The following is a 13,663-nucleotide window of genomic DNA, read 5'->3' on the forward strand; positions in this document are numbered from 1 at the left end:
TAACAATGCAAAAATTTCGTTATTTAGTTGTTCTAAATCAGGAATTTTTAACGCAGATAGCGACAGGTTTAATCCCTCAAAATGATTATGTATTATTGAGGATTAGTATCAATACCCCACTAAAAAGCCCGCAATGCGGGCTTTTTTTTAAAGTTTATCGTAGCGAGTAATCACTTCGGATATTTTATCCACCACTTTATCTGCACCTGATTTAATGTCTCCCATTATCATGCTGACTTCTTCAACATTTTGTTGAGACTCACCAGACAACGCTTCTATTTCTTCGATAAGGGCTGTCATTTTTGCTGCTATTTCTTGAGTCTCCCCAATAAGACCTGATATTTCACTGGTTGACGCAGAAGTACGTTGCGATAAATTTCTAACCTCATCGGCGACCACCGCAAAACCACGACCATGCTCCCCTGCTCGAGCGGCTTCAATCGCTGCATTTAAGGCTAGTAAGTTTGTTTGCTCTGCGATGCTATTAATAGTCGTTACAATTTCACCTATTTGTGATGACTGCTGCGCTAATACATCTGACAATTCACGAGTTTGATGAACCTGCTCGCTCACTTTTTTTGATGACTCAACACTGTTCAAAATTCGCTGTTGACCATTCGTCACGACTTGCGAGGTTTCCTTCGAAGTGCAGCCGGCATTTTCTGCTGCATGTTTAACTTCTTCGGTGCTGTTAACTCTGGCGGTGACATCAGATGCAAACTTAATAATCTGCGTCACTTTACCCTGTTTATTAAAAATAGGGTTGTAGGTTGCCTCTAAATAAAGCGGGATGCCATCACGTTTTTTACGAGAAAATTGCCCAGAAAAAATGCGCCCGTTCGCAAGCTCTTGCCAAAAGTTGGGGTTGTTTTGATAAAAGTCATCATAACAAAACAATTTATGATGCTGACCTTGGATTTCAGCGAGACTGTAACCCACAACATTAAGAAAATTATCATTTGCAGAAATAATATGACCATCAGGAGTAAAACGGATCATCGCAGTACTTTTATTAACGGCATCATAAATTGCCGACATTTCATCAAGCTTTTCAACTTCTCTGGTAATTTCTGAAGCAAACTTAATCGCACAGCGTACCTGGCCATCATCACCCCTAACGGGAAAATAAGTTGCACGCAGCCAAATATCTTCGCCGGCACCATTAATGCGAGAGAAAACCCCTGACTTTGCTTGGCCTCTAGCAATATCTTGCCAAAAGGTTTGGTATTCTTTTGAGCTACTATATTCAGGCGCACAAAACTTACTATGATGCTGACCAATAATATCGCCTGCTTGCACTTTCATTGTTTTACAAAACAAATCATTGGCTTCAAGAACAGTTCCATCGGGTGTAAATTCGATATAAGCAATATTTTCTCTGATCCCAGCTAAATACTGCTGACCTTTATCAACATCATGCTGCAACTCATGAATGAGTTGATCTTTATTGTTACTAAACCACATTGAAAAACCAATTGTGAAGGTACTTTAATAAAGTTTATCTCAGTAAGTGATAGATTCACATAAAAAAGTACCTTTTAGCCCTACAAATAGAGCATTAGGCCAGAATAAATTCCGAAACTAACACTCCTTTTAATTGCTCATTATCCACTGTTTTTACAAAGTGAAGACACTTTTTTATATTGATTTAATGAAGCCACTAACTGAGCAATCGTGCCATTATTATTAACAATGAACTGTGACTCATTTGACTGCAGCGCGTGTTTAATTTGCAGGTAGGGATTTCGCCACTCTTTAATTCCTTCAATTAAGACCTTGTTATGCTTAATAAACTTATGCCATTCATCAACTTGTAATTGCAATGAGCTCTCAAGAGCTTTAGAACAAGACTGCTTGTAGTCAGCCACTTTATAATCAAACTCTCGCAGCATTAAGCTTTCAACTGGCAGCACATCAACTAACTTATCAAGGGGAGCCCCATGATGGTATTCATCACGCAAATAAGCTAAATGATGCAAGGTGTAATAATGTGCAGGCTCTAAAAACTCGCTAAATTTTAGTAAATTAGCAATTTTCTCTTGTGTTACATTGTCGCCTAACAATGCCTTCAATCGAGCACTAAATTGCTGCTTATGCCGACCTCCATGCTGCAATGCAAACTCATCCATTACTGCTAAACGACGATACATATCTCGCTCATTTACTTGCGTTTTTGGCGACCAAAATCGCTCTGCAATCGCATATAAACGAGGCCATAAGCGAGTATCTAAGCTCTCTGTCGTTATAAGTTCGGCCCAGATAGTTGCTTCACCGCCCAACACCCTGCCACTTTTATCTTTACCTTGTTCATCGTGAAGTGAAATATTAAGTGCCGTTAAGCTTGGTTTATTTTCTGACTTGCTTTTCATCTTGTATGGAGTGTTACCCACAAATGCAGTTTGATTACTTTCAATGTTTCCTACAAAAAGCTTTGTAGGCCCCATCCAAGTGTCTATCAATAACTCAAAACCGTGCTCTGATTGCGCAACTTGGTCAGTAATAAAATGCCCTTTTCCTTCTATGTATACCAATGCTGCTAACAAGGATTGAGTATCTCTAAATACCGTCACTTTTCCTTTGACTGAACTTCCTTTTAATCGTTTCAAAGTAAAAACTGAGTGGTTAATTACCTCTTTAGCAGTTACCCTTTTAGGTTTAATTGGATCTGGGTGGTTGCGATAGTGATAACTGGTCCATTGTGGTTGATCAATATAAAAGCCACTCGATAATAACCCATCGAACCCAGCTTCCTGTATAGCCGCGAGGGAATGATGGCCGCGCCAAGATTGCACTAAGGTTTGCTCGGGTAACTTAGGGTGTAACACTTCATCCCAGCCTATCATCTTACGATTATATTTTGCTAATATATCCGCAACTCGCTGATTAAAATAAGCATGCAAGCCATGCGTATCCGAAAGCTTATGCTTAGCCATAAATGATTGTATTTGAGTATTTTCTTGCCAATCTCTGTCATCTATTTCATCACCACCAATATGTAAATAATGATCAGGAAATAACTCTGTCAATTCTTTAACAACTTCTTCAACAAAACGATAAACCTTAGGATTACTTGGATCTAATAAAGGCCTGAATACACCCCAGCGACGCTCTATCTCATCAAGTTTTGTTCCGCTGCCAAGCTCTGGGTAAGCAAGCACGATACTACTGGCATGGCCTGGCACATCAAATTCAGGCACAACTCGAATTCCTAAATTTGCTGCATATGCCACGACATCTTTGATTTCTTCTGCGGTATAAAAAAGCCCATCGGATGCAACTTGGTGTAATTTCGGGTAGCTTTTAAGGGCAACACGCCAGCCTTGATCATCGGTTAAATGCCAATGAAATACATTCATTTTTGCTGATGCTAGCCCTCGCAATGTCCGTTTTACATCACTAATAGGTAAAAAATGCCTCACGCTATCAAATAACAATCCACGCCATGGATAAGTGGGTGCATCGTTGATTGTCATTGCATTAAGTTGATAAGGTGTCTTTGCTGAAAATAGCAATTGATTAAGCGTTGCAAAACCGCGCAACATGCCAAATTGTGTTTGGCTTTTAAGTGTTATGGCCTTAGTGCTAATAATCAGTTGATAACTTTCATCAACATCTAATCGAGGGATATCACCCAGCCAAGCAGCCACCTCAATTTTTAACTGAGCACTGCGCTTATCTTGCCAAGTAACTGATGAAAAATTTTGTAAAAACGCCGTATTTTCAAATAGTAACTTACTTGAGTTTCTGTACTTTTCATCAAGGTAAACTGATAGATGGCTCGATGTCAGTTGCAGCTGGCCATCAAGATTCGTCACACTTACAGGCATAGGCATCAACAATGGCGGTTTAGCGACGGCAGTGCCTGTCACGCACAAAGCACACATCAATAAACGTAAAAAATAAGTCATTGCTTAACCCTCATTCGCTATTTGGATTGTTGTTGGCACTATCGCTCCTTTTTGAGCAATAACCTGAAGCGCTACTTGTTGTGCGGTACTTATAGCCTGTTGTGTATTATGCGAGTATAAATATGTAGCTAAAAATCCCGCACTAAAGGCATCACCAGCGGAAGTGGTATCCACCACATGCTCAGCCTTTTGTACAGTAAAGCGTTGTATTTCCTTGTTATTGAGCACTAAAGTATCAGCTACACCTTGCTTAATAATCACCAGCTTATTAGTAAATTGTTGATAAAAGCTGACTAATTCTTTCTCATTACATTGACCAAAAACGCCATGATGATCATCGTCAGTCACAAATAAATAATCGGCAAGCTTGTAAGCGGTTAAATAAAACGGAGTCGCTTGCTCAGATTGCCAAAGAACCGAGCGGTAGTTGCTGTCAAAAATCACTTTGCCACCTGCACGCTTAAAGTCATCTAATACGTCGAGTAGTAACAGCCGATTAGCTGTATCTAAAATAGCGAGACTAATTGCCGATAAATAACAATGACTAAAGTGTGTAGTTCTTAACGATTCTATAAAGTTATGTTGTGTATCTAACTGAAAAAATTGTTTGGCAGCGCTGTCACTTCGTGCATAACAAAATTTTCGCTCACCATGACTGTCAGTTGTAATTCCATAACGTCCTAATGTTTTATCCGTTGACGTTTGCACAAACGAAAGTGATAACCCTTGCTGTCGCCAAAGCGTCTGGGCAGCTTGGCTTATTTCATCAATACCGATAGCACTAACAAATTGCGCGTCTGCCTGTGGTGCTAAGCGTTTAAAGTACACTGCAGTGTTATAAACATCACCACCAAAACGAAGTACGTGCTCGTCATTTAATTCCTGCATAGCTTCACCAAAAAATGCGATTTTAATCATGATGCATCGCCTCTCTTTGTGCATTTAAAATTGCTAATGCTTGTTCACTATCACATGTTTGTTTTGGAGTAATGAGCGTTACAAATACCGATAGAAGCATTGATGCAGTTGTCGCTGGAATAATTGGATTACTCCAATAAGCTTGCCAACTCGGTATTAAAATGACCGCCATTGATACAATAAATGACACAAACAAGGCTGTCATTGCTCCTTGCCAATTAAAGCGCGGCCAAAAATGTCCGAGTAGAACACATACACATAATCCCGACATCAAAGTGGCAATCATATTGGTGATATAACCAATCACATCATTGGTAAGTAATGCCAATAACAACGCGATACCAATAGTTAGCACCAGGCCAATTCGCGAAAGCATTATGACTTCACTTGCATGCGGCATCCGTTTAAATACCAGTATATAAATATCACGTATAAGCACACTAACAGCCGCAATAGCATCTGAGCTAGCACTAGAAATAGTAGCTGAAAGTCCAGCAATAATAACCAGCGCAGCTAAGCCAAACGGAAGCAGCTCAAAGGCCATGTAAGGGAAAGAAAATGCACTGTTTTCAAGTGATGGGTTTAGTTTGTATGCAGCCATACCAATAATCGCTGGCACGATCGCAAAAAGCAGATATAAGCCGCCTGATAAATAAAACGACTGCCGGATACTTTTCACATGCTTGCCAGAATAAATACGTTGACGAAATGAAGGCGCGACTAAAACACCAATCAACACTGCAAAAAATAACGAAACCCCATGCACTACACCTATTTTATCTAACGATAAAAAGCTTTGATTTAATAAAGGTTGTGCTTCGTTTATTGCGGCTAAACCATCTGCCTGATACAACGCGACACCCGCCATCAAGAAAAATCCTATAAACAACACAAGTGCTTGAATAGAGTCTGTCCATACAACGGCTACATAACCACCAATAACAACATAAATACTAAAACCAAGTGCAATAAATAATTTAGCACTGAGCGGCGACAGACCTGTTAACCAAGCCAAATACATACCACCACCCAATATATGTGCGCCAAGCCAACCGATACTGGCTACAAAAATAAAAATAGCGATAGTATTTTTAACAAGCGGATTGGCACCGACATAAAACGATACTTCTTCGCTCATTGTCATAAATTCGTATTTTCTGACCGGCGCAAAAAGTTTAGCCAGCAATAAAATCCCGCACGCACCTCCGAGCCCATATATCATGCCAGCCCAACCATTGCTGTAGGCAAAACCTACGGCTCCCATGGATGAGCCAGTTCCAACCATAGTTGCAACAGTAGTACCTAAGGTTAAAAAGAAAGGAAGGTTTCGTCCGCCTAGAAGAAAATCATCACCCGTTTTACTGTTACGACTAACCCACCAGCCAAACCAGATCATAAAAATCAGATAACCTAAAAAGGCCATTAATAATTGCCACTTCATACGACATCCTGCTTCACCTAAGCCTCATTATTATGATTACTTGCTGTTTGGCTTGGTGCTTATAGTTATAATTTCGTTTCGTGCTTTTGACGTTCAACAGCCTTTGCTGCTGAACGCTTTAATGTTTTTTAAGGTGCTTTATAACAAGTCACATCAACTTCGACTTTACAGTCAACAACCAGATCTGCGACTGCGCAAATACGTGCCGGCGGATGTTCGCCAAAAAATTCTTTAAATACCTTATTAAACGACTGAAAATAGCGTGAGTCGGTCAAAATCACTTTTACATGCGCCACATGTTCAAGACCATAACCCGCTTCATCCATAATATCGATGCAGTTTTGAATCGCTAAACGCGACTGCTCAATAATGCCACCTTCAACAACTTCACCATCTTTCATTGGTGTTTGCCCCGAAACCATTAACCAACCACCTGCTTCTATAGCTCGAGCAAAAGGTAAATGCTGTCCACCGGTGCCTGTACCACCTTCAATGCCAATACGTCTGATCATGTTATTCTCCAACTGATGTTAAAAATTTGCCCGAGTGTGCTGGCACAACTTGGTCATTAAGAAGTGTTGCCTGCCCGTTGGTCCATACACGATGGACGCCTGAAGCCGGCAATTCGGAATTAATAAATGTGGCGTTATCGCAAATGGCATCGCTGTCAAAAAGAACCAGATCAGCAAACTTACCTAAGCCAATTTCACCACGATCGGTTAAACCATAATTACTCGCGCTTAACCCAGTCATTTTATGGATCGCTGTCGCAAGTGAAAAAATACCGTCTTCGCGAGCGTATTTGCCTAACACACGTGGAAAAGACCCCCACAAACGGGGATGCGGATGAGGGTCACAAGGGAGACCATCTGAACCAATCATGGTTTTATCAAAAGCGAGTATCATTGCTACGTCTTTTTCATTCAGACCATGATACACAGCGCCGGCTGGTTGCAGCTTTTTAGCGGTATCAATTAATGACAACTGCCAATCATCAGCAATCTCTTGTAGTGAGCGCTCGGCCATTTCTGGATGTGGTTGTGACCACGTGATAAAAATTTCAAAGTCACTTGTCACTTGTTTTAAATCTAATGTACTTGAACTAGCGGCATAAGGATAAGCATCACAACTACAACGAGAATGCGCTCCCTGAACTGAAAATCGTTCGATTAACTCAGGCGCGCGTCCCCAGTTATTTTTACCAGCGCACTTGAGGTGAGAAATGATCACCTTAATATCAAACAGCTTTTCCATCGCAAATGCTTCATCCATAGCGTCAAGCACAGCATCAAATTCGGTGCGCAAATGTGTTGTGTACAGCGCATTATGTGCTTTTAGCACAGGTCCAAACGCTTGAACTTCATCAGTTGTGGCAAAATTCGCATTTTTATAGGCAAGGCCGGTACTTAATCCTAGCGCGCCAGCATTCAATGCACTTTCAAGCTGCCGACACATTTGAGTAACTTCGCTTTCAGTCGCCGTGCGCAATAAATCATCCATCACATTATTACGAAGCGTTGTGTGACCAACCAAAGCGGCTACATTGACATTCGAAGGAGCGCTTTGAATTGCTGCTATGTAATCAGCCATGTTGGCAAACTTAAACTCACTGGCTGCACCGAGTAGGTTCATCGGATCAGGAGCGCATCCTTTAACAATTGCAGGGGCTGCACTGATCCCACAATTCCCTGTGATTACGGTTGTGACACCTTGACTGATTTTTGCAGCCATATTTGGATTGCGCAGTACTTCAAGGTCATCGTGCGTGTGAACATCAATAAACCCAGGAGCAAGGCATAGGCCTTTAGCATCAATGACTTCTTTTGCTGACAATGACGTTAATTTGCCAATGGCAACAATACGATCACCGCTAATAGCTACATCACAAGTAAGCGCTTCGTTGCCAAGGCCATCAAATACTTTAGCGCCTTGAATTAATGTATCAACAGGTTGTGAGACGGTGTACTGCATTGCTAATCTCCTATCGGTGCACGGTCCGGTCCTTGGCGATATTGATCAAGCTCATGCTTTATGCGGCGTAATTTTTCGCGAGATTTCTTTTGCGTCAAAATTGCGACTTCACTGGCTAACACATCAACTGCAGCTAACATCGCATATCGCGCGGTGCTTGGCGTAAAAATGTAATCAGATTCGTTAGTTTTGATTGGCAAATGAATCGTGGCTAAATCTGCTAACTCACTTTGCGGACAGATTGCGATAACCTTAGCGCCATACTCTTTTGCAATACGCGCAGTATCAATCAAGTCACGAGCACAACCCGTCAGAGATAGCATCACAACGACGTCGCTCACATCAACACTTGCCGCCGTCATGCGCATCATCACAGGGTCACTGTAGGCATTACTTAAAATATCTAATCGAAACAGACGATTATGGCATTCCTGTGCAACTACGGAACTCCCCCCACCAACACCAAAAATTAAGCTATGGCGGCTATTGGCAATATATAGGGCAGCTTGCTCTACATCGGCTTGTTTAATTAGTCCTGCGTTGATATCTAAAATATCGTGAATTGCTTTGTAAATAGCGGGGATATCTTCTCGCTGCGTAGAACTTTCATTTATAAATCGCTCACCTACTGCTAAAGATTGCGCAAGTTGTAACTTCATATCACGTACATTGCTACAACCTAGCGCTTTTGCTAAGCGGGTAATTGACGCATGACTAACATTCGCTTTATCTGCTAAATCACTAATACTTGCAGAAGCTGCAAACTGCAGATCCGCCAAAATCAATTGAGCGACGGCTTGTTCTGATTGGCGCAAATGCCCTAAGCGCTCTTTTATTCTTGAAACTATATCCAATCGTCTATCTCCTAAAAATAAGTTTCGACCACATCAACTACGTTGTAGCTATCATCAATCACATTGATGTAGCGCCACTTATCAAATGTTAAGCACGGATGTGAAGTAGCAAATGCGACAATATCGCCAACTCGAAGTGTACAATCGAGTGGTACTTTCATCATTGCGTGCTGATCCATCATTTTCTCTATCTTCCAAGTGGGATCTGCTTTACTTACTTGCCCGTTTTGATCAACCAGTAGTGAAGGAATTGGAAATCCCGCATCAAATGCAGCATCTCGCTTACCAAAACCAATAATCACTCGACCCGGTTCAGGTATTGATTGCACATACGCCCAAATTTCTAAGCATGAGGTAAGCTCAGTTTCTAAAGAGCATGCCAATTCATTTCGCGCTAAAATTTGCTGCTGTGCTTGTTCGTAAATACCTTGATCATGAGTGACATAACAGCCCGGACGAAGCACAGCGACCATGTTTTGAGTCAGTTTTTCGGGATGAAATGCCTCACACACTAAGTCGTAGTAAGCTGATCCCCCCGCTGTAATCATCACTTGTTGTGTGTCAAATGCGTTATCAGCAATTAATTGCTTACACGTTGCGACTGCATATTCGAGGAACTGACTTACCGCTTCAGTTTGCGATAGCACTCCCTCATAAACTTCGATGCCAGCCAATGCAAGCGATTGATAGTTAGCTATTTCAGCAACCAATAATGTCAGCTCTTTACTATCAACAACGCCACAGCGCCCTCCCGGCACACCAAGCTCGATCAACACATGAATCGTATGCTTAGTGTTAGCAAAGTACTCGCCAAGCATGCGTATATTATCTAGGTTATCAACCAAGCAATAAAAGGTTATGTCGTTAGCAGCAAGCAACTCATCTAATTGCTGGCAATTAGCACGGCCAACTAATTGATTTGCCATTAGCACTCGTTTTGCACCACTCTTTACAGCGGCATGTGATTGGGCAACTGTTGCGACCGTTATCGCGTAAGCCCCTGCAGCTAATTGCTTTTTAAAAATTGCAGGAGTCATCGTTGTTTTACCATGCGGTGCAAAAAGAACATGGCTTTTTTTTGTATAGTCAGCCATCCACTGAATATTATTTATTAAGCGTGATTCATACAGGCATAAACAAGGCAAACTGACATCTTGCTTAGCGACATTCCAACCTGATGAAGATAGTTTTTGGTAATTACCAAGCCCTTTATTAGCTCGATTTACTGTTTCTAGGTTTGCGACACTAAATTTTTCCATTTCAAAAGCCTGTTTATAAATCAATCAGTTAATGGCGATAGTTTAAAAATCAAACAAAAAATATAACGCTTTTAATGTAATTGTTATTGCAATTTTGTTAAATCTAATGTTAATTAATAACACACACACAGTCAATACGTGTTACAAATTAACAGAAAATAATAATTACCCTAAAATAAACAGGATGAGGAACGTTAAAAATGAAATCTCAAACCCGTCGCCAACATAAACTGAGTCGCAGTATCACGGCTAATGCCGTTGCTGCTGTTATTTGCGGTTATACCAGCTTCAATGCGATTGCTGCAGATCAAAACTCTTTAACAAATGAAGAAATCGAAACCATTGAAGTCCGAGGTATTGCAGCCAGTAACAAGCAAGATATAAATAACAAACGCTTTAGTACTGGTGTAATGGATTCAATCACCGCTGAAGACATTGGTAAATTACCCGATGTAACGATCGCAGATACTCTACAACGTATTCCAGGTATTCAAATTCGTCGCTCGGCGGGGGAAGGTTCAACCATCAATGTTCGCGGTATGCCGCAAGTGACAACGCTGTTAAATGGCGAACAGTTTTTAAGTGCAGGTTCAATTACCACGTTACAACCTGACTTTACCGACGTACCGGCAGCGCTACTCTCAGGTATTGATGTACTTAAATCACCTCAAGCAGATACGCTAGCAGGCGGTATCTCTGGCACTCTAGATCTAAAAACACGCAGACCATTCGATTTAGAGCAAGGTACTACCTTCTCATTCACTGGAGAGGCCACTCGTGGCAGCCTATCAGAAGAAACTGATCCAAAAGTGGTTGCTTTTGCGGGTTATAACAACGATGACTTTGGGATTATTTTTACTGCTGCTTACGATGAAGGCACGCTTGCTAACTACCGAAACGGTACAATTTTGACATCAAGCGAAGTTAAAGATGAGACTACTCGCGATTTTAACGGTGACGGTGATCTAAATGACAGTTTCTACAGCCAACGATTTTATGGTGTGATGCACCGTGAAACGGAGAGAGAACGTTTAGGCTTAAACACCACAGTTCAATATCGAATTTCAGACGCAGTGACATTTACCGGTGATATTTTTTATACCAACATGGATGATGCTGATAGAAAACAAGGCATGATGATCGACAATGCTCGTGGCGATATTTGGGCGTATTCAGATAGCTTCATTCCTCGCTTAGATAATGACCAAGGTGGTCAAATATATACAGTAAATGATGCAACATTCTTGGCTCGTCGGGTAAGTGCTTATTCAGAGAGCTTAACGAATGATCGCGAATCAACTAACGTAAGTATGCAATTTGAATATCAAGGTGATGGCCCACTTTCAGGCGAGTTTCGCTATATTCATGGTAGTGCTGAACGAGGTCATACTGAGAATGTTGCCCACGGTTATTTAACCTCAGGCGCACAACATGGTTTGCTGAAAAATGATGGTACAGGCGCGACACCTGTAAATCCTAACGGTGTTGGTCCTGATTCTGTTGCGGTTGATTTTTCTCGTGGAGGTGAGTACATCACCCTTGGTTTTGAAGAAGGCTTTGGAAGTGATATCAATCAATACAACCTAGTATCTACATATTCAGAAAATAACTTTGAAGAAGAAGCGACACTTGATGTAGCACGTATCGATGGTCGTTACGAATTTTCAACAGAGCATCTAACTAACGTTGATTTTGGTATTCGAGCATCAAAACGCGATGTTGAGCGAGAAACTTATATTCTTGTAGCACCATTTACAACTGGCGACATAAGCGCAGACGTTATGTGGAAAGATTCAGGTGCCTCATTAGGTGACACCAATGGTGATGGCGAAAAAAGTGTTGCAGGTGGTGACTTAACCCTTGGCCATACTAACTTCTTTAGTGATTTACCTGATGGCTGGGTAAACCAAGTTAGTAATTTTGGCCCCGGTGGCTCTAATCAAAGCTTTTACTTAATTGATCCAAAAGTCATGGACGATCCTATGGCTTTCCAAAATGCTATTTATCCAGGTAATAAACGTTTAGCAAATCCATCTCGTACATACCAAGTAAAAGAGCAAACTCAATCAGCTTATTTTAAATTCAACTTTGCTGGTGAGCTTGGTGATATGAGCTATACAGCTAATATTGGTGCTCAATACATTAAAACGGAACTCGACATGCTACAAAACCAACTAGGTTCAGCGCGTCCATGTTCACTGTGTACTGCTAGCGAGAAAACGGGTGAAAAATGGCTAAATCGTGATTACTCTGATTTCTTACCATCGATGAACTTTAACTTAAACCTGACTGAGGATTTCATTTTACGTGCTGGTTACGGCAAAACAATGACAACGTTAGACATTGGTAAACTCGCAGGGGGTATCAGTGTTGGACGTACTCGCGCTGGTGATGTTCTTGCCGCTGAACTTGGAGTAAGTCCTGATTTACTAGTTGCGGTTCAAGGTCGTCAAAATGGTAATCCAGATCTTGAGCCTTGGCGCGCTACAAACTATAACTTATCAGCCGAATGGTATTTCAATGAAAGTGGTTTATTAAGTATCTCTGCGTTCTTAATGGATATTGAGTCTTTTGTTGAAAATGGCACCGTAATGATGGGCTTACCTGATATTGACGGTGTAATTCGTCGTGAAGTACCTGTTACTACCGAAATCAATGGTGAAGGTGGTGAAATTAAAGGCTTCGAATTAACGTATCAACAAGCATTTGATTTCTTACCAGAGCCATTTGATGGTTTAGGTACATCACTTAACTTTACTTACGCACCAAGTGATAGCGCTAACGTTGATGTGTATGGCAAAAGCTTACCAATCCAAGACAACTCAGAAAAATCAGCAAATGCTGTACTGTGGTATGAAAAAGGCCCATTACAACTTCGTTTAGCAGCAAATTATCGTAGCGACCGCTTAGATAGCTTAAGCTCAGCAATGGGTGATGGTGTGATGCCATTTTGGACTAAAAGTACCTTGTATTACGACTTATATGCTGGCTATGAGTTAGCTGAAGATACCAGTATCTATACATCTGTCAGTAATTTAACCGAGGAAAAAGAAGATATTTACGCACAGTGGTCAGATAATGTGATCACTCAAAATATCTTTGAGCGCCGTATTACACTAGGTATTCGTACACGCTTCTAAGGTTAATCTAATTTGGCTCACTTCTGCCCAAGTGATAAAAGGTCTGTTTGGCCTTTTTAATGAACAACGCATCGCGTGGTTTAGCCAAATACTAAAACCAGCATAGCCTCCCCTTGTAGCTATGCTGGTTTTTTCGTTGTTACTATCTGAATATGTTAATATTATAAGCCTT

9 protein-coding genes are annotated in these 13,663 nt (G+C 41.1%); 1 reads left to right on the top strand and 8 read right to left on the bottom strand.

What is annotated here, in order from left to right; genetic code table 11:
* Positions 1 to 147: 147 nt before the first annotated feature.
* From QUE86_RS17135 to QUE86_RS17170, 8 genes are all read right to left on the bottom strand, one after another.
* Positions 148 to 1,464, bottom strand: a complete 1,317-nt coding sequence (locus QUE86_RS17135) for a methyl-accepting chemotaxis protein (RefSeq protein ID WP_286260725.1) — start codon at positions 1,462 to 1,464, stop codon at positions 148 to 150.
* Between the two features lie 140 nt (positions 1,465 to 1,604).
* Complete coding sequence (locus QUE86_RS17140; protein WP_286260726.1) at positions 1,605 to 3,908, bottom strand: family 20 glycosylhydrolase; 2,304 nt, start codon at positions 3,906 to 3,908, stop codon at positions 1,605 to 1,607.
* A 3-nt stretch (positions 3,909 to 3,911) separates the two neighbouring features.
* Entirely contained in the window at positions 3,912 to 4,826 is a 915-nt protein-coding gene (locus QUE86_RS17145) for a sugar kinase (RefSeq protein WP_167657449.1), read from the bottom strand.
* Positions 4,819 to 6,267: a sodium:solute symporter family protein gene (locus QUE86_RS17150; protein ID WP_286260727.1), complete on the bottom strand. Its 1,449-nt coding sequence runs from the start codon at positions 6,265 to 6,267 to the stop codon at positions 4,819 to 4,821. The genes QUE86_RS17145 and QUE86_RS17150 overlap by 8 nt, the downstream gene beginning before the upstream one ends.
* A gap of 128 nt (positions 6,268 to 6,395) precedes the next feature.
* Positions 6,396 to 6,779, bottom strand: coding sequence for a RidA family protein (locus tag QUE86_RS17155; protein ID WP_130052824.1), 384 nt, complete (start codon positions 6,777 to 6,779; stop codon positions 6,396 to 6,398).
* 1 nt (position 6,780) lies between these two features.
* Positions 6,781 to 8,238 (bottom strand): N-acyl-D-amino-acid deacylase family protein, encoded by a 1,458-nt coding sequence (locus QUE86_RS17160; protein ID WP_286260728.1) that lies wholly within the window; start codon positions 8,236 to 8,238, stop codon positions 6,781 to 6,783.
* Between the two features lie 2 nt (positions 8,239 to 8,240).
* Complete coding sequence (locus QUE86_RS17165) at positions 8,241 to 9,092, bottom strand: MurR/RpiR family transcriptional regulator (RefSeq protein ID WP_167657446.1); 852 nt, start codon at positions 9,090 to 9,092, stop codon at positions 8,241 to 8,243.
* A gap of 11 nt (positions 9,093 to 9,103) precedes the next feature.
* Positions 9,104 to 10,351 (bottom strand): amino acid deaminase, encoded by a 1,248-nt coding sequence (locus QUE86_RS17170; RefSeq protein ID WP_167657445.1) that lies wholly within the window; start codon positions 10,349 to 10,351, stop codon positions 9,104 to 9,106.
* Positions 10,352 to 10,551: 200 nt separating this feature from the next.
* On the opposite strand from QUE86_RS17170, the gene QUE86_RS17175 reads away from it, so the two are divergent.
* Positions 10,552 to 13,491 carry a TonB-dependent receptor gene (locus tag QUE86_RS17175; protein ID WP_286260729.1) on the top strand — a complete coding sequence of 980 codons (2,940 nt, stop codon included), beginning with the start codon at positions 10,552 to 10,554 and terminating at the stop codon, positions 13,489 to 13,491.
* Positions 13,492 to 13,663 lie beyond the last annotated feature (172 nt).

The organism is Pseudoalteromonas apostichopi (genome assembly GCF_030297135.1).
Classification (GTDB): domain Bacteria; phylum Pseudomonadota; class Gammaproteobacteria; order Enterobacterales; family Alteromonadaceae; genus Pseudoalteromonas; species Pseudoalteromonas apostichopi.

Coding starts and splice junctions, on each gene's coding strand:
- QUE86_RS17135 (WP_286260725.1), bottom strand. CDS start 1,464: ATGTGGTTTAGTAACAATAAAGATCAACTCATTCATGAGTTGCAGCAT.
- QUE86_RS17140 (WP_286260726.1), bottom strand. CDS start 3,908: ATGACTTATTTTTTACGTTTATTGATGTGTGCTTTGTGCGTGACAGGC.
- QUE86_RS17145 (WP_167657449.1), bottom strand. CDS start 4,826: ATGATTAAAATCGCATTTTTTGGTGAAGCTATGCAGGAATTAAATGAC.
- QUE86_RS17150 (WP_286260727.1), bottom strand. CDS start 6,267: ATGAAGTGGCAATTATTAATGGCCTTTTTAGGTTATCTGATTTTTATG.
- QUE86_RS17155 (WP_130052824.1), bottom strand. CDS start 6,779: ATGATCAGACGTATTGGCATTGAAGGTGGTACAGGCACCGGTGGACAG.
- QUE86_RS17160 (WP_286260728.1), bottom strand. CDS start 8,238: ATGCAGTACACCGTCTCACAACCTGTTGATACATTAATTCAAGGCGCT.
- QUE86_RS17170 (WP_167657445.1), bottom strand. CDS start 10,351: ATGGAAAAATTTAGTGTCGCAAACCTAGAAACAGTAAATCGAGCTAAT.
- QUE86_RS17175 (WP_286260729.1), top strand. CDS start 10,552: ATGAAATCTCAAACCCGTCGCCAACATAAACTGAGTCGCAGTATCACG.